Source organism: Georgfuchsia toluolica (assembly GCF_907163265.1).
GTDB classification, from domain to species: domain Bacteria; phylum Pseudomonadota; class Gammaproteobacteria; order Burkholderiales; family Rhodocyclaceae; genus Georgfuchsia; species Georgfuchsia toluolica.
Genome location: NZ_CAJQUM010000001.1, coordinates 735,154 through 753,461, shown reverse-complemented (window position 1 = coordinate 753,461; position 18,308 = coordinate 735,154). Strand labels below are relative to the sequence as shown.

General features: G+C 60.7%; 14 protein-coding genes and 2 pseudogenes. 15 read left to right on the top strand and 1 reads right to left on the bottom strand.

Annotated elements, in window-relative coordinates:
* Positions 1-7: 7 nt before the first annotated feature.
* The 6 genes and pseudogenes from K5E80_RS03530 to K5E80_RS03505 all read left to right on the top strand — a co-directional run.
* Positions 8-460: an NADH-quinone oxidoreductase subunit NuoE family protein gene (locus K5E80_RS03530; RefSeq protein ID WP_220634863.1), complete on the top strand. Its 453-nt coding sequence runs from the start codon at positions 8-10 to the stop codon at positions 458-460.
* Positions 461-469: 9 nt separating this feature from the next.
* Positions 470-2,131: a (2Fe-2S) ferredoxin domain-containing protein gene (locus K5E80_RS03525; RefSeq protein ID WP_220634862.1), complete on the top strand. Its 1,662-nt coding sequence runs from the start codon at positions 470-472 to the stop codon at positions 2,129-2,131.
* Positions 2,128-2,799 (top strand): 2Fe-2S iron-sulfur cluster-binding protein, encoded by a 672-nt coding sequence (locus tag K5E80_RS03520; protein ID WP_220634861.1) that lies wholly within the window; start codon positions 2,128-2,130, stop codon positions 2,797-2,799. The genes K5E80_RS03525 and K5E80_RS03520 overlap by 4 nt, the downstream gene beginning before the upstream one ends.
* 52 nt (positions 2,800-2,851) lie before the next feature.
* Positions 2,852-4,762: an aldehyde ferredoxin oxidoreductase N-terminal domain-containing protein gene (locus K5E80_RS03515; protein WP_220634860.1), complete on the top strand. Its 1,911-nt coding sequence runs from the start codon at positions 2,852-2,854 to the stop codon at positions 4,760-4,762.
* A gap of 385 nt (positions 4,763-5,147) precedes the next feature.
* Positions 5,148-5,687, top strand: coding sequence for a MarR family winged helix-turn-helix transcriptional regulator (locus K5E80_RS03510; protein WP_220634859.1), 540 nt, complete (start codon positions 5,148-5,150; stop codon positions 5,685-5,687).
* Positions 5,688-5,700: 13 nt separating this feature from the next.
* Positions 5,701-6,038 (top strand): annotated as a pseudogene (locus tag K5E80_RS03505) (DDE-type integrase/transposase/recombinase); the annotation flags it as partial.
* A 159-nt stretch (positions 6,039-6,197) separates the two neighbouring features.
* Here the strand turns inward: K5E80_RS03505 and K5E80_RS03500 are convergent.
* Positions 6,198-8,213 carry a 3-hydroxyacyl-CoA dehydrogenase/enoyl-CoA hydratase family protein gene (locus K5E80_RS03500; RefSeq protein ID WP_220634857.1) on the bottom strand — a complete coding sequence of 672 codons (2,016 nt, stop codon included), beginning with the start codon at positions 8,211-8,213 and terminating at the stop codon, positions 6,198-6,200.
* Between the two features lie 527 nt (positions 8,214-8,740).
* Between K5E80_RS03500 and K5E80_RS17100 the strand changes: the two are divergent.
* From K5E80_RS17100 to K5E80_RS03460, 9 genes and pseudogenes are all read left to right on the top strand, one after another.
* Positions 8,741-9,523 (top strand): annotated as a pseudogene (locus K5E80_RS17100) (thiolase family protein); the annotation flags it as partial.
* A 102-nt stretch (positions 9,524-9,625) separates the two neighbouring features.
* Positions 9,626-9,994, top strand: coding sequence for a beta-ketoacyl-[acyl-carrier-protein] synthase family protein (locus K5E80_RS17095; RefSeq protein ID WP_425514549.1), 369 nt, complete (start codon positions 9,626-9,628; stop codon positions 9,992-9,994).
* Positions 9,995-10,050: 56 nt separating this feature from the next.
* Positions 10,051-12,159 carry a hydantoinase/oxoprolinase family protein gene (locus K5E80_RS03490; RefSeq protein WP_220634855.1) on the top strand — a complete coding sequence of 703 codons (2,109 nt, stop codon included), beginning with the start codon at positions 10,051-10,053 and terminating at the stop codon, positions 12,157-12,159.
* Positions 12,156-13,910, top strand: a complete 1,755-nt coding sequence (locus K5E80_RS03485; RefSeq protein ID WP_220634854.1) for a hydantoinase B/oxoprolinase family protein — start codon at positions 12,156-12,158, stop codon at positions 13,908-13,910. Before K5E80_RS03490 ends, K5E80_RS03485 begins: the two co-directional genes overlap by 4 nt.
* Positions 13,907-15,547 (top strand): acyl-CoA mutase large subunit family protein, encoded by a 1,641-nt coding sequence (locus tag K5E80_RS03480; RefSeq protein WP_220634853.1) that lies wholly within the window; start codon positions 13,907-13,909, stop codon positions 15,545-15,547. Before K5E80_RS03485 ends, K5E80_RS03480 begins: the two co-directional genes overlap by 4 nt.
* Positions 15,548-15,557: 10 nt before the next feature.
* Positions 15,558-15,950 carry a cobalamin-dependent protein gene (locus tag K5E80_RS03475; RefSeq protein ID WP_220634852.1) on the top strand — a complete coding sequence of 131 codons (393 nt, stop codon included), beginning with the start codon at positions 15,558-15,560 and terminating at the stop codon, positions 15,948-15,950.
* A gap of 39 nt (positions 15,951-15,989) precedes the next feature.
* Positions 15,990-17,192: an acyl-CoA dehydrogenase family protein gene (locus K5E80_RS03470; RefSeq protein WP_220634851.1), complete on the top strand. Its 1,203-nt coding sequence runs from the start codon at positions 15,990-15,992 to the stop codon at positions 17,190-17,192.
* Between the two features lie 10 nt (positions 17,193-17,202).
* A complete protein-coding gene (locus K5E80_RS03465; protein ID WP_220634850.1) occupies positions 17,203-17,640 on the top strand; it encodes a carboxymuconolactone decarboxylase family protein in 438 nt (145 codons plus the stop codon).
* Positions 17,641-17,656: 16 nt separating this feature from the next.
* On the top strand, positions 17,657-18,304 hold the full coding sequence (locus K5E80_RS03460; protein WP_220634849.1) for a hypothetical protein: 648 nt from the start codon (positions 17,657-17,659) through the stop codon (positions 18,302-18,304).
* The last annotated feature ends 4 nt before the right edge of the window (positions 18,305-18,308 follow it).

Sequence of the window (18,308 nt, the reverse complement as noted above, 5' to 3'; positions counted from 1 at the left end):
ATGCAAAATGTGTGAAAAGAAAATCGACGCCATCATCGAAAAATACCGCGGCCAGCCGGGTTCCCTGATTCACGCGCTGGTGGAGATCCAGCACGAGAACCACTGGCTGCCCAGGGAAGTGATGCACCGCATTGCCGATGCGCTGGAAGTGCCCTTCGCCCAGGTGATGCAGATCGCCAGCTTCTACAAGACCTTCAGCCTGACCCCGAAGGGTCGTCATAAGGTGCATGTGTGCTCCGGCATGACCTGTCACCTGCGCGGTGCAGCCAAGCTGCTGAAGAAGGTGGAAGAACTTACCGGTCTCAAGGCCGGCGAGACGGATGCCGAATCCAAATTCACCGTCGAGACCGGCGCCTGCCTCGGCAGTTGCAGCATCGGGCCGGAACTCATCGTCGACGGCAAGCACTACGGCAGGATGACGCCTGACAAGGCCGAAGCCGTTCTCAACAGTTACGAGTAGGAAGACATCATGCCCAGGCTCCAATCAGCGGCTGAACTGGAAAAATTCCGCGCCGAAATCCTCGCCCAGCGCGATCCCGCCAAACCCTGCATCGCCGTCTGCGCCGGCGCGGCCTGCGACGGCATGGATTCGGCGGCGGTTGCCGCCGCCTTCCTGGCCCATGTCGACCAGAACAAGTTGGGCGACAAGCTTGAAGTCAGGACCACCGGCTGTCACGGCTACTGCGAGAAGGGACCCAACGTCGTCGTCACTCCCGGCGACATCTGCTACTTCGAGGTCCGGCCCACGGACGTGCCGGAGATCATCGCCGCCACGTTGAAAGGCGAAGTGGTCGAGCGCCTGGTGTACCAGGATCCGAACACCGGCGCCAAGGCCGTGCATATGCAAGAGGTGCCGTTCTACAAGCACCAGACGCGGCTGCTCATCGGCGACAACCCGAAGATCGATCCGATGCGCATCGAGGATTATCTGGCGGTCGGCGGTTACGCGGCGCTGGTCAAGGCCCTGACCACGATGAGTCCGGAACAGGTGCTCGACGAAGTCAAGAAGGCCAACCTGCGCGGCCGCGGCGGCGGCGGCTTCCCGGCCGGTTCGAAGTGGGAGACCACCAGGAACGCGCCGGAGAAGATCAAGTATGTCATCGTCAACGGCCACGAAGGCGAGTCGGCCGCCTTCATGGACCGGGCCATGCTCACCGGCAATCCGCACAAGATCCTCGAAGGCCTGATCATCGGCGCCTACGCCATCGGCGCGCAGAAGGGCTTCATGTACACGCGCCACGACATGCCGCTGCTGGAAAAACATGTCCGCAACGCCCTGGCCCAGGCCGCCGAATACGGCCTGCTCGGCAAGAACATCCTCGGCAGCGGCTTTGACTTTGAATGCGAATTGCATTTCGACGTCGGCATCTTCGTCTCCGGCGAGTCGTCGGCCCTGATGCGCTCCATCGAAGGCAATCCGCCCGAGCCGCGGCCGAAGTACATCCGCACCTCGGTGTCCGGCATCTGGGACAAGCCCAGCAATCTCAACAACGTCGAGACCTGGGCCAACGTGCCGCAGATCATCGCCAAGGGTGCCGAGTGGTTCACCAGCATCGGCTCCGAGAAGAGCAAGGGCACCAAGCTGATTTCGTTGTCGGGCAATGTCGTGAATAGCGGCGTCGTGGAAGTGCCGATGGGCACACCGTTGCGCACCCTGGTGTTCGACATCGGCGGCGGCGTGTGCGATGGCAAGACGCTCAAGGCCATCCACTTCGGCGGCGCCATGGGCGGCTCCATCCCGGCCGATCTGATCGATGCCCCGCTCGATTTCGACGGCATGTCCAAGCTCGGCGCACCGATCGGCGCCGGCGGCCTGCTGCTCATGGACGAAGATACCGACATGGTCGAAGTGGCGCGCTACCTGATGGACTTCCTCACCAAGGAATCCTGCGGCAAGTGCGTGCCCTGCCGCGAGGGCATGCAGCAGATGCTGCAGATCCTCACCCGCATCACCGAAGGCCGCGGCAAGCCGGGCGACATCGAGCGCCTGCAGGACCTGATCGAGGTGACCAACGTCGCCAGCCTGTGCGCCTTGGGCAAGACCTCGGGCGATCCGCTGAAGAGCATGTTCCGCTATTTCAAGCCCGAGTATGAAGCGCGCATCGCCGCCGGTAGTGGAGATACGAAATGAGTGAAATCGTCCTGACGATTGATGGCAAGGAAGTCACGGCCAAGGCCGGCATGACCGTCCTCCAGGCGGCGCAGCAGGCGGGCATCCACATCCCTACGGTGTGCCACCACGAAAAGCTGGAGGCCTTCGGTGGCTGCCGCCTGTGCATGGTGGAAGTCGAATCGCGCGGCTGGACCAGCTACGTCGTCTCCTGCCTGTATCCGGTGGCGAAGGACATCGTCGTGCGTACCCGCTCGGAAAAGGTCGACAAGATCCGCAAGGTGCTGGTCGAGGAGTTGATGGCCCATGCGCCGGACGCGCCGGAACTGGTGAAGCTGGCCGAGGAGTATGGGGCCGACCGCAACCGCTTCGAGCGGGAGGCGTCGTTCTGCATCCTGTGCGGTCTGTGCGTGCGTTACTGCGATGAGGTCAAGCACAAGAACGCCGTCAGCTTCTTCGATAACGGCGCCGTGCGCCAGATCGCCTTCATTCCGGAAGTCGCCAAGACGGAATGCTGGGATTGCCAGGAATGCTTCGCCCTGTGCCCGACTTCCTATGCGCAAGCTGCCTATATGCTGACCGAAGCGCTTGCATTCCCAGGATTGGTCAAGACGGCAGTCCATGATGCCAAGGCACACAAGGCTAAACCAGCGGTGATTCCCATCACCCCGGTCCCTGTGACGGCTTAGGCCGCATGCAAGAGAAAAACCTGTTCAAGATGAACATGAAAGGGGCAACAGAATGAAATATGCAGAGGCTGGCTACAACTTGGAAATTGACCTGGCGACAGGCAACATTGAACGGGTGGAAACCGACTCGAAAATGATGGAACTTCATCTTGGCGGACAAGGCACGGCCGCCAAGATACTTTGGGACAGGGTGCCGCCTGAGGTGGATGCATTTTCCCCGGACAATCTGCTTATTTTCAGCACGGGTTTGCTGCATGGCACGCCGGTGATCGGCGCCAATCGAACCGTGGTGAATACCATTTCGCCGCAGACCGATCGCTATTCCCATTCGATCTTCGGCGGGTTTTTCGGGCCCGAACTCAAGCACGCTGGATACGACAAAATAGTAATTCAAGGCAAGGCTTCCAGCCTGGTCTACCTGTACATCAACAACGACAAGGTAGAAATTCGCGATGCCACCCATCTCCAGGGCAAGGGTGCATCCGAAACAGCGGAGATGATTCAGGCCGAATTGAATGACTCAAGGATCCAGGTGGCCGCCATCGGCCTGGCCGGCGAAAACAGGGTCTACATGGCCTCCATTGAGCACGGTAACTCCAGCGCGTCGCGCGGGGTTGGCGTCATCATGGGTGACAAGCGGCTCAAGGCGATCGCGGTTCGCGGCACCAGGGACACCAACACGGCCAAGCCGGCCGAATTGTTTCAGGTCTGTAACCGCATGGTTAGGGAAATTTATGACAACCCCCACGCCGGCGACACGATGGCACATGGGGAGGGCGATGAGTTCCACGTCGATAATTTCGCTTGGGGCAACGCACGTGCGCGGAGGAAGAATTTCTGGAGCAAGGAGCGTGAGCAGGCCTGGGTTGCCCTGGAGGAGAAGCTGAGGGTACGCTGGACCGGCTGCTACAACTGCCCCAAGGATTGCCATCAGGCGATCAAATATCCCGGTCGGCGCCCCTATTTCCAGAAGTGCTACAGCAAGCTGACCTACGCGATGGCGGCCATGGAAGATCTGGAATTCGACTACGACATCATCGGGCTGACCCAGGAATACGGCCTGGATGCGTATTCGACGCCGCAAGTGATGGCCTTCGCCATCGAGCTCTATGAGGCCGGGATTCTGACCGACGACGATTTGCCGGATTTCCCGAAAGACGGCGCGGGCCGTTTCTTCTATCTCGTGGAAAAAATTGTTCGCCGCGAAGGGATAGGCGACGTGCTCGCCAATGGCGTTTATCACGCCGCCCGTCAGATCGGTAAGGGGGCCGAGGTGTATGACCACAACACCATGAAGAAGTTCGAGCAGGTGCCGATCAAGCTGTCGATGGTCAACTATCCCTACTTCCTGATGTATGCCACTGGCGAGAAAATGGCCATCAACCAGATCGAAGGCTCCTTTCCGCAGACACCGATTGCCGACCGTGCCGAGCGCGAAGCCTACGTCGCCGGCTGGGAGGCAGCGCCGGAGCGCTTCAAGAAATGGCTGCTGGAATGGGAGCCGCGCACGCATCCGACTATCGAAGCGTCCGTCCATATCTGCGACTGGAACGAGACCATGCACTACGTGGATGATGCCATCGGCACCTGCGCCTTCCTGTCGTCGTTCCGGGGCCAGTTCGGCGGCAGGGCGCCGTATCACATCTACAACCTGCCCGAATTGATTTCGCTGGCCACGGGCTTGTCCATCGACTCGGACGAACTGTGGAAAATCGCCGCCCGCAACCGCAACCTTATCCGCGCCATCAATATCCGCCGGGGCTTGCGACGAGCCGATGAGGCGCCACCCGCCGACCACTGGAAGCATCGCGACCCCGAGGCCGAGAAGCAATTGCTCGACGCCTATTACGAATTCAAGGGCTGGAACTACGATGGCATTCCAACGGCCGAGACTCTGGACAAGTTCGAGTTGTCGTACGTCAAGGATGACCTCATCGAGCGGAGAATCATTCCGAACAAGTGAGAGCCTCTTGCAAAACATCGATTGTTTGGCTGATTATTCCGTTGCAAAAAGCGAAATTGAAGGGTGCTGGCGGCCATTTCTGGCTTGATGAGGTTTTCACGCCAACATCATAACGCCCGCGAAATGAATCGCTACCCATCGACACCGCAGATTACGGCGTGCCAGTCGCCGCGCTGCTGTCCTCTGCTTCAATGCACGATAGCCGTGTGATATGGCCGCCTTCAATCAGGTTGACCTATGAAGAGTGCGAGGATGCGACCAAACAGGCACCTACTCGTTCATGCATAAATAATTCAGGTATCGCAGCCGAGTTACAATATCGCATAAACCTTCGGTCACGCCGATCCCCGGCTCCGATTTGAATTAGCCAAGATTGACAAAGCCTATGTCCAAACGCATTCGAGCGGCCACCAGCAAGCCAACATCTGACGGACTGCCCAACCCCACGTCCAGTGACGACGACCACACTCCCCTGCGCATGTGGGTACGCTTGCTTACCTGCTATCACCTCATGGAAACCCGGTTGCGTACAGAGTTGCGCAATAACTTTGAGACTACCCTGCCGCGCTTCGACCTGATGTCCCAACTCTATCGCTATCCGGAAGGGGTCAAGATGAAGGACTTGTCGCGACTGTTGATGGTAAGTTGTGGAAACATCACCGCACTGACCGATCGGCTCGTCGAGGACGGTTTGATCCTGCGGCTTGACGATCCTAAGGATCGTCGCGCCTACTATGTCAGCTTGACTCCCAAAGGAAAGCATCTCTTCGAAAAAATGGCCATTGCGCACAAGCGATGGGTTACATCGCTTCTCAGTGACCTGCATCAAGCGGAACTTCACCAGCTTACCGATCAGTTGGACAAACTGAAGGGACATCTCACTATCCAGTCACAGGCTGCCTCACGAGCATCGAAGGGTAAGTAAGTTTTCTAATACGCTCAGGTTCTTCGAGAAAGCGATGCGCGCGAATGGCGATCCGGAGAAGGCCACGATTGACAAGAGCAGATCCAATGAAGCCGCCATGGATGAGATCAACCAGATCGCGAAGTGTCGATCGAGGTTCGTCAGAACAAATATCTGAACAACATGATTGAGCAAGACAGCCGCTCAGTGAAACGAATCACGAAGCCGATGTTGGGTTTCAAATCCTTCTACACCACTTGCAATGTTTTGGCTGGAATTGAACTGATGCACATGATCCGTAAGGGTCAGAGGATCGTGACGAAAGGCGTGCCGCTATCTTCTGTCGATCAATTTTATGCACTCGCGGCATAAGTGCGTCCAGGGCATGACGTGTGCCTCAGCAAAGAACACGCTTGTCATGGTCGATGATTAATGCGACACCCCCCCTGCGGCGTGAAGCCGAGCCGCCGAGCATAATTCGCAAGAGCAATGGAGCATAACTACCCTCCCGCGACGGAGAGGGGTATGTCGTCATGCAACCTTGCTGAAATCGGGCTTCCGTTTGTCCTTGAAGGCTGTAATTCCCTCACGTGCGGCCGCAGTACACGCGCTATCGCCCCAAGCCAGATATCCAACTTCGAGCGCCTCTGCAAAGGTCGGCGCGACTGCGGCCGTACGTATCGCGTTTTCGAGGATGCGAATCACCTCGGCGCTCAGCGGTTGCCCGCTGGCCGATACTGGCGCAATTGGATCAAGTTCTGCAATCGCTACCGGACCATCTGGAATTCCGACGACCCCACCCGTCAGCGACTTGACGCGAGCGATCGCAGTCCGAATCAGATCCGGGTAATCTTCGGCGAGGTCATCAATAACTCCGAGTTCGAAGGCACGGTCTGCTTTTAGCCGTTTGGCCTGGCGCAACATGTCATGGAATTCTGCGGATGCCTTTGGCCAACGCCGATACGGCACGACCATCGCGCCAATGCCGTGGACTATGCCGAGAGTTATCTCGGGCATTTGCATCCAGGCACTGCGCAGGGCCACGATACCGTGGCAACGCATCGCCAGTTCGAATCCGCCACCGAGGGCCATGCCGTTCAGCGCGGCGACAACGGGCTTCTTCATTCGATCGAGATGAACGAGCAGCCGCGAACAATCGCGGGCATATTGCGTCGACGCTGGTCCATCGCCCAGCATATCGACGAAGCGCCCGATATCGGCGCCGGCACAGAAGGCGCGATTGCCGTAGCCTACGAGAACGAATCCGATAACTCGGCTATCCTTCTCGAAGCGACGGATGACGGAGAGGATTTCGTCGGTCATTTCATCGTGCAGAGCATTGAGAGCTTCCGGGCGGCGCAGCGTGATCACCTTCACACCATCCAGGTCATCGACGAGAATGTGACGCAGGAAGTTCTGATAGGCCGCGAAAGGCCTCTTCGGCATCGGCATTCCGGCGCGTTCGGTGCGCAGACGCATCAGCGCGAGTCCGGTGACTTTTTCGCCGAGATCTCGCATCAGATCGAGCGGCCCGCGTTTGAAGCCCAGTGCCTGGCGGCAACCGAAATCGAGGTCAGCGGGTTCACCGATGCAGCGATCGAGGATATCAACGCTTTGGGAGAACAGGATGCCCATCAACCGTTCACGCACCGCAGAACTTTTCGCCGCCGCCACGGGGACCGATTTGCCGGGCGAAACAGTGATCCAGCGATCCACTGAACCGAAAATCGACGCCGGCCGATAGTGTTCGCCTTCTGTTTCAGCTTGCAGTGTATTGGTCTCAACGATGATTGGGTTGCCGTTTGCCAGATTGAGTACGAAGAAGGGGCCGGCATGAACGAACTCATTGGCGACGCTGTCGATTTCGGCCGCAGTCGCCTTGTCAAGCAGTAGCGCGGATTCGTTGCACCAATTGTCGAAAATCCGGTCAAGCATGAAACACGGCACGTCGTCCGTGACCAAAGGTACCTTGCCGGTGCTACAGAAGAACCAACGCAGATATTCCACGGTTGCCGGAGCGGCACGTCGCCAGCGGATGACTTCGACTACCGGATTGCGCCAGGCGGGGGCAAAAAAATGCGTGACCGTAGCGCGTCCGGGATGCTTCAGCTTTGAGAATATTTCGGCTGCAGGTAATGAACTGGTGTTCGACGTGATCAGTGCGTCCGGACCTACTACCGCTTCGATTGCGGCGAAGATTTTCCGTTTCAAGTCGATGTTTTCGGTGGCCGCTTCAAGTACCCAGTCGGCCTCGGCAATGTCATTGTAGTCAAGGGTACCCACCAGATTGCTGGTCGTCGCCTTGGCTTCTTCCGCACTCATCTTGCCTTTCGCTACCGCCTTGGCTGCGTAGTCATGAAAGCGCTGAATCGCGCGGTCCACGGCAGTCTGGGAAATATCGACAAGGTAAAGCCGGATGCCCGGCAACGCACTCTTGAGGTAGTAGCCAATATCCGGCCCGATGGTGCCAGCGCCAATAACAGCGACCACGCGCGGCAGCGGACGGGGCGGGGAGACGAGCAGGGGATTCAAGTAACCAGTAGTCATTATCACTTTTCCTTTATTCGAGTTTTCAATGTGCCTAGTCATGAGGTGCGGTACCGCGACAACCGTCCAATACTGATGGCATAGTCAGTTAGCGATCGTGGAAGTGTCATAAATTGAAGGGATGTTCGAAAGCGCACATGATATCGAACAACACGTAAATATCAATGTAACATCAATGGAAAATAACAGTAAAACGAATCGTTAGTGTAATTCTGCTCCAGTTGCAGGCTTCGACGGCGCGCGAGGGCTGTAGGGGTGTGACTGGCAGTCATCAGCGAGATGTTTCCACCGCCCCATCGATTTGCCTTGCGCGACAACGTTGTCCCGGGCGTCGGTCCTTGAGCGCTGCGGCAGTTGATGGACTCAATTTTTTGCCCCTCCGAATGCAGTCAAAAAATATTTCATTAATAAATAGAAAATCAGTAGACTTTCCATCGATAGTCAACTAATGTTCGCAACAAGCCTGACCGTAGATTAAAAAAGTTGATCATCGGTTCATCGGTTACTTCGTTCGTTCTCGGGCTGGAGTGGCCAAATTGACAAGAGATCGACATAAAATTGGAAGGAGAAAACTGGTGGCATACAAAGCCGAAATACCCTATGGCGCATACTGGAGTACGCCGTTTGCCCGGTGGCAGGGCAGCTTTGCCGGCCTGCATAGCATCGAGTTCGCCGCCCATGTGGTGAAGCGCGAACTTTCAAAGCGCGGCATTCCCGCCGAGACTTTCGATTACGGTGTATTGGGTTTGTCTGTGCCGCAGAAACACGCCTTCTACGGCTTGCCCTGGCTCGCGGGAATGGCTGGCGTGACGCAGATTGGCGGGCCCACGCTGATGCAGGCCTGCGCCACCAGCGTGCGCTGCCTACTCGCTGCGACGCAGGAGATCGAAATGGGCATGGCCAGCGCAGCCTTGGCCGTCACCTGTGACCGCACCTCAAATGGACCGCACGTCTATTACCCCAATCCTCAGGGGCCGGGTGGTACTGGAGCGAGCGAAGACTGGGTGATGAGCAACTTCAATTTTGATCCGCTGGGCGGCCATACAATGCTCGCCACCGCCGAGAACGTCGCCAGGAAGCACGGAGTGTCCACAGCACAGCAGCATGAGGTGGTACTGAGGCGCGAGGCGCAATACCGGGAGGCGCTGAAGGACGACTCAGCTTTCCTCAAACGCTTCATGACTCTCCCCTTCGAAGTGCCGACGCCCAATTTCCGCAAAACCGCAGTTACTCTCGACGGCGACGAAGGGATCAATCAGTCGACAGCGGACGGTCTGGCAAAACTAAAGCCGGTCATGCAGGACGGGACTGTCACTTTCGGCGGCCAGACCCATCCGGCCGACGGCAACGCCGGGATCATCGTCGCCGATGCCGCTCGCGCGCAAGAGCTTTCGGCCAACCCCTCCATTGCGGTGCGCCTGCTGGGTTTTGGTCAGGCCCGCGTGCCGCTGGCCTTCATGCCCGAGGCCACCGTGCCGGCGGCACTGCGCGCCCTTGATCAGGCCGGATTGTCCATCGCCAAGATGAACGCAATCAAGACCCACAACCCGTTCGCCCTCAACGACATTATCTTCGCCAAGGAGACCGGGGGCGACATCGAGACCATGAACAACTGGGGCTGCTCGCTGGTCTGGGGCCATCCGCAGGCGCCCATGGGCACGCGGTCGGTTATCGAAGTCATCGAGGAACTGGTCCTCCGGGGCGGTGGCTACGGGCTGTTCACCGGCTGCGCCGCGGGCGATACGGCGATGGCCGTCGTCTTGCATGTGGGCGACCGCTGAGTCGCCGCGCTACCGACGAGTATACGGACTACAGAACACATTAAGGAGAACACGGCATGAACTATCGCATCGGCGTGGATGTGGGCGGCACATTCACGGACTTCCTGCTCATCGACGGGCAGGGTAACTCGAGCGTCTTCAAGACCTCGAGCACGCCCAAGGATCCGTCGATCGGCGTCTTGAACGGCCTGAAAGAGATGGCCGACGCCGTTGGCCTTTCCATCAAGGAGTTCGCCGCCAAGGTGGACCTGATCGTGCACGGCACGACAGTCACCACCAATGCGGTACTCACCGGCAACGGCGTCAAGACCGGCCTCATCACCACCGAGGGCTTCCGCGACATCCTCGAGATGCGCCGCGGCTATCGTGAGGAGATCTACAACAACAAGCTGACGCCGCCACCGCCGCTGGTGCCGCGCGACCGTCGCCTGCCGGTGACAGAGCGCATGAACGCCGCCGGCCAGGAGGTGACGCCGCTGGATCAGGCCTCGCTCAAGGCCGCCGTCGAAGAACTGAAGAAGCAGAACGTCGACGCCGTCGCCATCTGCTTCATGCACAGTTACGCCAACCAGGCGCACGAGCAGGCAGCAAAGCAGGTGGTGGCCGAGGCCCTGCCCAACGTCTACCTGACGGTGTCCTCCGACCTGCTGCCGCAGGCGCGCATATACGAGCGCGTGTCGACCGCCGCCTTGAACTGCTACATCGGCCCGATCCTCAAGCGCTATCTGACCGCCCTGCAGCAGAACCTGAAGAATATCGGCTTCACCGGCGTGCTGCTGATCATGCAATCGAACGGAGGCGTGGCCACACCCGAGTCGACCGCCGAGACAGCGGTGATGACCCTGCTCTCCGGCCCGGCCTCGGGACCCACCGCCGGCATCACCTTCGCCTCGGTGCAGGGCTTCGACAACTGCATGACGGTGGACATGGGCGGTACCTCATTCGACGCCGCCGTGGTGCAGAAGGGCGTGCCCCTGCTGCGCAGCGAAGGCTGGATCAACCGCCAGCGTCTGGCGCTGCCCATGCTCGACATCCACACCATCGGTGCCGGCGGTGGCTCGATCGGCTGGATCGACGACGGCGGCCTGCTGCGCATGGGTCCCCAGAGCGCTGGCGCCGACCCCGGCCCGGCCTGCTACGGCCGCGGCGGCAAGCTGCCGACCTGCACCGATGCCAATCTGGTGCTGGGTTATCTCGACGCCAAGTACTTCCTCGGCGGCCGCATGAAGCTCGACCTTGAAGCGTCGAAGACGGCGATCGAGACGTACATCGCCAAGCCGCTGAAGCTGTCGCTGGAAGAGGCGGCGGCCGGCATGTTCCACATGATGAACGTCAACATGGCCGCCGGCCTGCGTGAGATCACCGTCAGCCGCGGCATCGACCCGCGCGAGTATCCGCTGGTGGTGGCCGGCGGCGCCGGCCCCGTGCACGGTGCCATGATCGCCACCGAGCTGGAAATCCCCATCGTCCTGGTGCCCAGGGAGTCATCGATCTTCTGCGCCTCGGGCATGCTCCGCTCCGACTTCAAGCACAGCTACGTACGCACCTACCACTCCCTGGCCGCCGCTGCCAATACCAAGTTGATGGCGCAGTACTACGGCGAGATGGAGAAGGAAGGCCGTGCCGTGCTGCACCGGGAAAAGGTTGAGGACCACAAGCGCGTGCGCGTCGAATACGCCGCAGACATGCGCTACCTGGGCCAGCACAACGAAATCACCTGCGACTTCGACATTATCAAGTTCGAGGAGCAGGGCGTCGACTACTTGCGCGAGGTGCTGCACGCCGAGCATGACCACCTCTTCGGCTATTCGCTCAAGGGCACGGCCACTGAGGTCGAAATCGTCAACCTGCGCGTTACCGTGCTGGGCATCACCGAAAAGCCCGCCATGAAGTTCATGACGCGCAGCGACGAGGACGCCAGCCCGTACAAGAAGGGCACACGCAAGGTGTACATCCCCAGCGCCCGACAGTTTCAGGACATCCCGATCTACGACGGCGAGACCTTGCAATTCGGCAACATCGGCTACGGTCCCTGCCTGATCGAGCAGATCACAACGACCACCTTCGTGCCGCCCGAGTACGATTTCGTGGTCGACCGCGCCGGCACCTTCAGCCTATATCTGAAAGAGCACGCCCACACTTATTTAAAGAGGGTATTCGCATGAGCACGAATCAGACTATCGACCCGATCCTGGTAACGGTGATTCAGCGCCGTCTCAAGGCCATTACCGAAGAAATGGGCTTGGTGATGCTGCGCACCGCGCGCTCGCCCATCCTTTCCGAAGCGCGCGACTTCGTCACTGGCCTCTATGACGCCAAGGGCCAGATGATGGAGCAGACCGCCTATATCCCCATCCTGGCTTTCGCCGTGCCGCTGGGCATCAAGTACATGGTCGAATATTTCGGCGACGAACTGTATCCGGGTGACGTCATCATCCACAACGATCCCTTCACCGGCGGCAACCAGCCGGCCGATGTCAAGATCGTCCGGCCCATCTTCGTCAAGGACAAGCTGATCGGCTTTTCTGCCATCAACGGTCACCAAGCCGACGTCGGCGGTGCCGTCGCCGGCGCCTACAACCCGGGCGCCACCGAGATATGGCAGGAAGCGCTACGCATCACGCCGGTCAAACTGTTCGAGAAGGGCAAGAAGCGCAAGGATGTCTGGGACCTGATCTTCGGCAATATCCGCTTCCCCATCGTGCAGGAAGACATCCAGGCGGCCATGGGCGGCTGCGCCGTCGGCGAGCGCGAACTGGTCAAGCTGGTTGAGCGCTACGGCTGGGATCGCTTTGACGCCCACCTGCAACACCTGTACGACGCCACCGAGCAGCAGATGCGCGCCGAGATCACGGCCATCCCCGATGGCACCTACCACGGCCAGTCGCGCTGCTACTACGACGGCTTCGATCCCAACTCGACCATGGACATCAAGGTCGCGGTCAAGATCGCCGGCGACAAGATCGACTTCGACTTTGCCGGTACTGCGCCGCAGACGCCGGGTTACGTCAACGCGCCACTGGGCTCCTCCATCACCTCGGTGATCCTGACCCTGCTGATGTGCCTGAAGGATTCCAACATCCCGCAGAACGCCGGCATGATCCGGCCGATCACGACGCAGATGCCTGAGGGCTCGATGGTCAATCCGCGCTTCCCCGCGGCCTCCACCTTCGGCAACCATCTCTCCGACCAGATCTCGGCGGCGATCTTCGACGCGCTCTCGCAAGCGCTGCCAGAGCGCGTCACAGCACCCTGGAACCCCTTGTTTGCGATCGCTGCCGTAGGCTTCAACAACCGCACCAGCCAGCCTTTCGTGGACATCCTCTTCAACGGACTGAAGGGCGGCGGCGGCGGCACCAAGGGCGCCGACGGCTACGACCATATCGGCCTGATCGCCTGCGGCGGCGGCCTGCTGGCGCAGGACCCGGAAATGTTCGAAATGAAGGACCCGCTCTTCCTGCACAAATTCGAGTACATGCCAGACTCGGCCGGTCCGGGCCAATGGCGCGGCGGTCTCGGCGTCGAGATGGAGATGGAGTTCCTCAATGACGGCAACCTGGTCAGCGCCTTCGGCGACGGCATCGACGCCGGCTCGCAGGCCAAGGGTATCCTCGGCGGCGGCGAGGCCATTCTCAACATCGGCCAGCTGCGCTATCCGGACGGCAAGGTGCACCACTGCAAGAGCAAGGAAGTGGTGGCGGGCATCCCCAAGGGTACGCGCTGGTACCAGGTGGCCGGCGGCGGTGGCGGTTACGGCGATCCGAAGAAGCGTCCGGCCGAACAGGTGGCGCGCGAAGTCCGTTACAACTACGTCTCGGCCGAGAGCGCGCGCAAGAACTATGGCGTCGCCGTCGACGCGAAGACGCTCGAACTCGACGTCAAGGGCACGGAAGCCCTAAGAAAGAAGGCAGCATGAGCCAGGCAACGAAGCAGGGGGGCACTGCGCGCGACCACGAAGAGCAGCTCTTCGAGACCGGCGCCGGCATCGACATCCAGGACATCTACCGCCCGGACGACATGGGTGACTTCGACAGCGCGCGCGATCTGGGTGAACCGGGTGAGTTTCCCTTCACGCGCGGTCCCTATCCGGGCATGTACCGGGAGCGCATCTGGACGCGCCGCTTCCAGGTCGGCTTCGGCTCGCCGCAGGAAACCAACGAGCGCATCAAGTACCTGCACGGTCAGGGTGCCAACGGCTTCGTCATCACCATCGACCTGCCGACTTCCTATGGCTTCGACTCCGACGATCCCATCTGCGAAGGCGAAGTGGGAGTCACCGGTGTGCCGATCAGCACCCTGGAGGACATGGAGACCCTGTACGACGGCTTCGGTCCCGACGCCGTCTCCTATGCCCTGTCGATCCGGCCGCCGGTGTCCTCGGTGACGCTGGCGATGCTGGCCTCGGTAGCGCAGATGAAGAACGTGCCCTTCGAGAAGGTAATCGGCACGCAGCAGAACGATCCCTTCTACCAGATGAGCGGTGGGCCGCTGCAGACCGTCACCCAGTTCTTCCCGCTTGACGGCACGCTGCGCCTGTGCGTGGACAATATCGAGTTCATCTCGAAGAACATGCCGCGCCTGAACTGGATGGTGACCAACGGCTACAACCTGCGCGAAACCGGCATCAACGCCATCCAGGACGGTGCCTTCAGTCTGGGCCACGCCTTCGACATCTTCCGTCGCGCCAAGGCGCGCGGCCTCGACGTCAATCTGTTCCCGCGCCGGGCCTCGTTCTTCCTCTCCTGCTCGATCGATTTTTTCGAGGAGATCGCCAAATTCCGCGCCATGCGCCGGCTCTATGCCAAGACCATGCGTGACGAATTCGGCGCCACCAACCCCGAGTGCTGGCGTCTGCGCTTCTCGGTACAGTCGGCAGGCAACACGCTGACCCGGCAGCAGCCGCAGGTGAACATCATCCGCGCCTCGGTGGAAGCCATGGCGGCAGTATTCGGCGGTGCCCAGTCCATCCACCTCTGCTCCTACGACGAGGCGCACGGCCTGCCCACCGAAGAGTCCTCACGCATCGCTCTGCGCACGCAGCAGGTCATCGCCTACGAAAGCGGCATCACCAAGAGCATCGATCCGCTCGGTGGCTCCTACTACGTCGAAACCTTGACCAACACGATGGAGAAAGCGATCTCCGACAAGCTGGCCGAAGTCGACCAGAGCGGCGGCATGATCGACTACATCAAGAAGGGTCAGCTCGAGACGCAGATCAACGAGCAGCGCATCAAAAACCAGCTCGATATCGACAGCGGGCGCAAGAACCTGGTTGGCGTCAACCGCTTCCAGATTCCGCGCGAGGAAGAGACGCCCATCCACATCCACAAGATCCAGGCCGACGTCTGGGGTGCGCGGCGCGGCGAGTATCTGCGCAAGTACCGCGCCGAGCGCGACCAGGGCAAGTGGGCGGAATTCATGGCGCGCATCGACAGCGCATGGAAATCCGGGGAAAACATGGTGCCGGTGCTGATGCAGGCGCTGCAGAACAAGGTGACCATGGGCGAGTGCCACGAAGCCATGCGCAAAGCCCAGAGCTGGTCCTTCCGCTGAGGAGAGAGTCATGAAGAAACGCATACTGTTGGCGAAGATGGGCCTCGACTGTCACGACACCGGCATCGTCACCGTCGCCTACCTGCTGCGCGATGCCGGCTACGAAGTCATCTACCTGGGCCTGCACAACTTCGCCGACAAGGTGGTGAAGGTGGCGCTGGAAGAGGACGTCGATGCCATCGGCATCAGCTTCCTCTCTGGCCAGCACATGACGCAAATGCGCCTGCTGATGGAGCAGATGAAGAAGGCCGGCCTCAACGTGCCGGTGTTCTGCGGCGGCGTCATCCCCGACGACGATGCACAACAGCTGAAAGCCATGGGCGTTGCCGAAGTGATGATACCCGGCACGCTCTCCGACGAGGTGAAGCGCCGAGTCGGCGACGTGCTGAAAATTGCGGCTTAGGCAGGAGGCGGCGTCGCCGCGACGGAGAGGAGGAGGGGCATGGTCGATTTTGCATTGACACCGGAACAGCGTGCGCTGCAGGACACGGCGCGCCGCTTCGCCCGAGAGGCAATCAGGCCGGAGGCGGTCAGGCGCGACGCCGCCGTCTCGCCGCAGGACTGCTTCCCCGACGCCCTGGTGCGCCAGGGCCTGGCCCTGGGCTTGGGCAACGCGCTGATCCCGGAAGCCTGCGGCGGCTACGGCGGCACGCTGCTCGACTACAGCCTGATCGTCGAGGAACTGGCCTGGGGCGACGCCGGCATCGCCGACCTGTTCCTGGTCAACATTTCGCTCTCCCGCCTGATCGGCCGCGCCGGCAGTGAAGCGCAAAAGCAGCGCTGGCTTGGGGCGATGGCGAAAGCGGAGCGAGGCTACATCATCGGCGGCGCCATGACCGAACCTTCAGGCGGCTCGGAGATCTTCTGCCCGCTGCCCGACCCCGCCATGGGCGTGCGCACCGCGGCTGTCCGCGACGGTGACGACTACCTGATCAGCGGCGGCAAGTGCTTCATCACCAACGGCGGCGTCGCCGATCTCTACATCGTCCTCGCCCGCACCGACAAGACGGTGTCGAACTTCGCCGGCTGCAGCATTTTCCTGGTGCCGGCGGGCACCCCCGGACTGTCCTTCGGCAAGTACGAGGACAAGATGGGGCACCGCCTGTCTTCGGTGCGCGAAGTGTTCTTCGACCAGGTGCGCGTTCCGGCAGAGCAGCGCCTGGGTGCCGAGGGCGCCGGCTTCGCCATCCTCATCGACTGTTACGAGGGCAACGGCGTCGGCGTCGGCTCGGGCGCGCTGGGGCTGGCGCGCGCCGCCTACGAAATGGCACTCGACTACGCGCAGACGCGCATCGTCTGGGGCCAGCCCATCATCCAGCACGAGTCGGTGGCGGCCAAGCTTGCCGAGATGCGCATGAAGATCGAAGCGGCGCGCGCCCTGGTCTGGAAAATTGCCTGGGCGGCGGAGAACCCGGACCAGGCCGACGGCCTCAACAAGCTCGGCACCATGGCCAAGATCTATCCCTCGGCGATGGTGCGCGAAGTGACGGCCGCGGCCATGGATATCTGCGGCGGCACCGGCTACATGCGCGACTTCCCGGCCGAGAAGTACGTGCGCGATGCAATGCTCTACCCGATCTACGACGGCACCAATGACTTGCTCAAGCGCTTCCTGGCGCAGAGCCTGCCAGCGGTGCCCTACTGAGGAGACGACGATGGTAACGATGAAGAAGGCAAAGACGGGCCAGGAAATGCTGGACTCCTGGCAGGAACTGGTCGGCAACGGCGAAATCGACGACATCAAGCGTGTGTTTCAGGTGTTCGCCGAGAAGATGCCGACCCTGCTCGAGCACTACACGCAGACGCCGCTGATCGAGTCGATCGAGCGCGGCACGCTCGACCCCAAGACGCGCGAGCTGGTGATCCTGGGCATCCTCGCGGCAATGCAGTGCGGTCCCGGCCTGATTTTCCACATCCAGGGCGCAGTGCATGCCGGCGCCACGGTGGAGGAGATCATGGAAGTGATGTTCCTCTCCGCCTACCAGCACGGCAAGGTGCAGGTCGCCGCCCTCGGCCAGAGCGTCGAGGAAGGCCTGCGCCGGGCGGAGAAGATGCAGGCCAAGGCGAAGAAGTCCGGCAAGAAATCGAAGTGAGCACGGGGGCATGGCGATGAAGGGAAGAGAACTGCCGGAACTGGCGAAGACGGCGCTGGAGAAGTGCCACGCCGCGATCGAGTGCGGCGACCGCGCGGAAGCAAAGAAGCAGGCGCAGGCGATCTGGGACGAGTGGCGGCCGCTGCATGACCTCTACGTCGACATGTCGGGCCTGTTCTGCACCTTCATCCGCGACAAGCTGGGCGAGAAAGCGGTGGAAGAGGTCTGGCGCTACATCGGTGAGCAGCTGTGGCGGCCCCTGCTCGAGCAGATGAAGCAGACCGGCTCGACCGAACTGCTGGTGATCGTCTATGCGCAGTTCCTGCGCGCCCACGGCCACCGCTTCACCGTCGTCGAGGATGACGAGAAGACCTCTTTCATCATGCATTTCTGCGCCAGCGGCGGCATGCTGATGCGCGACGGCAAGAATGAGGACTCGCAGCGCAGTCCGATCAATATCGCGGTGATGCAGACCAAGGCCGACTGGACCTTCAACCAGCCGATCTCCTCCTACTGCGTGCACTCGGCGCTGTGGATGGACATCATGCCGCGCGAATGGGGCTGGGACGTGTTCGAGTCCAGCTTCGGCCGCCAGTTCGACGAGCAGGGCCAACCCATCGACGCGCCCTGCATCGCCAGCATCTACAAGAAGCCCCGCTCTTGATGAG

Excerpts from the sequence above, each read along its gene's own strand:
- K5E80_RS03530 (WP_220634863.1), top strand. The coding sequence starts at position 8 with ATGTGTGAAAAGAAAATCGACGCCATCATCGAAAAATACCGCGGCCAG.
- K5E80_RS03525 (WP_220634862.1), top strand. The coding sequence starts at position 470 with ATGCCCAGGCTCCAATCAGCGGCTGAACTGGAAAAATTCCGCGCCGAA.
- K5E80_RS03520 (WP_220634861.1), top strand. The coding sequence starts at position 2,128 with ATGAGTGAAATCGTCCTGACGATTGATGGCAAGGAAGTCACGGCCAAG.
- K5E80_RS03515 (WP_220634860.1), top strand. The coding sequence starts at position 2,852 with ATGAAATATGCAGAGGCTGGCTACAACTTGGAAATTGACCTGGCGACA.
- K5E80_RS03510 (WP_220634859.1), top strand. The coding sequence starts at position 5,148 with ATGTCCAAACGCATTCGAGCGGCCACCAGCAAGCCAACATCTGACGGA.
- K5E80_RS03500 (WP_220634857.1), bottom strand. The coding sequence starts at position 8,213 with ATGACTACTGGTTACTTGAATCCCCTGCTCGTCTCCCCGCCCCGTCCG.
- K5E80_RS03490 (WP_220634855.1), top strand. The coding sequence starts at position 10,051 with ATGAACTATCGCATCGGCGTGGATGTGGGCGGCACATTCACGGACTTC.
- K5E80_RS03485 (WP_220634854.1), top strand. The coding sequence starts at position 12,156 with ATGAGCACGAATCAGACTATCGACCCGATCCTGGTAACGGTGATTCAG.
- K5E80_RS03480 (WP_220634853.1), top strand. The coding sequence starts at position 13,907 with ATGAGCCAGGCAACGAAGCAGGGGGGCACTGCGCGCGACCACGAAGAG.
- K5E80_RS03475 (WP_220634852.1), top strand. The coding sequence starts at position 15,558 with ATGAAGAAACGCATACTGTTGGCGAAGATGGGCCTCGACTGTCACGAC.
- K5E80_RS03470 (WP_220634851.1), top strand. The coding sequence starts at position 15,990 with ATGGTCGATTTTGCATTGACACCGGAACAGCGTGCGCTGCAGGACACG.
- K5E80_RS03465 (WP_220634850.1), top strand. The coding sequence starts at position 17,203 with ATGGTAACGATGAAGAAGGCAAAGACGGGCCAGGAAATGCTGGACTCC.
- K5E80_RS03460 (WP_220634849.1), top strand. The coding sequence starts at position 17,657 with ATGAAGGGAAGAGAACTGCCGGAACTGGCGAAGACGGCGCTGGAGAAG.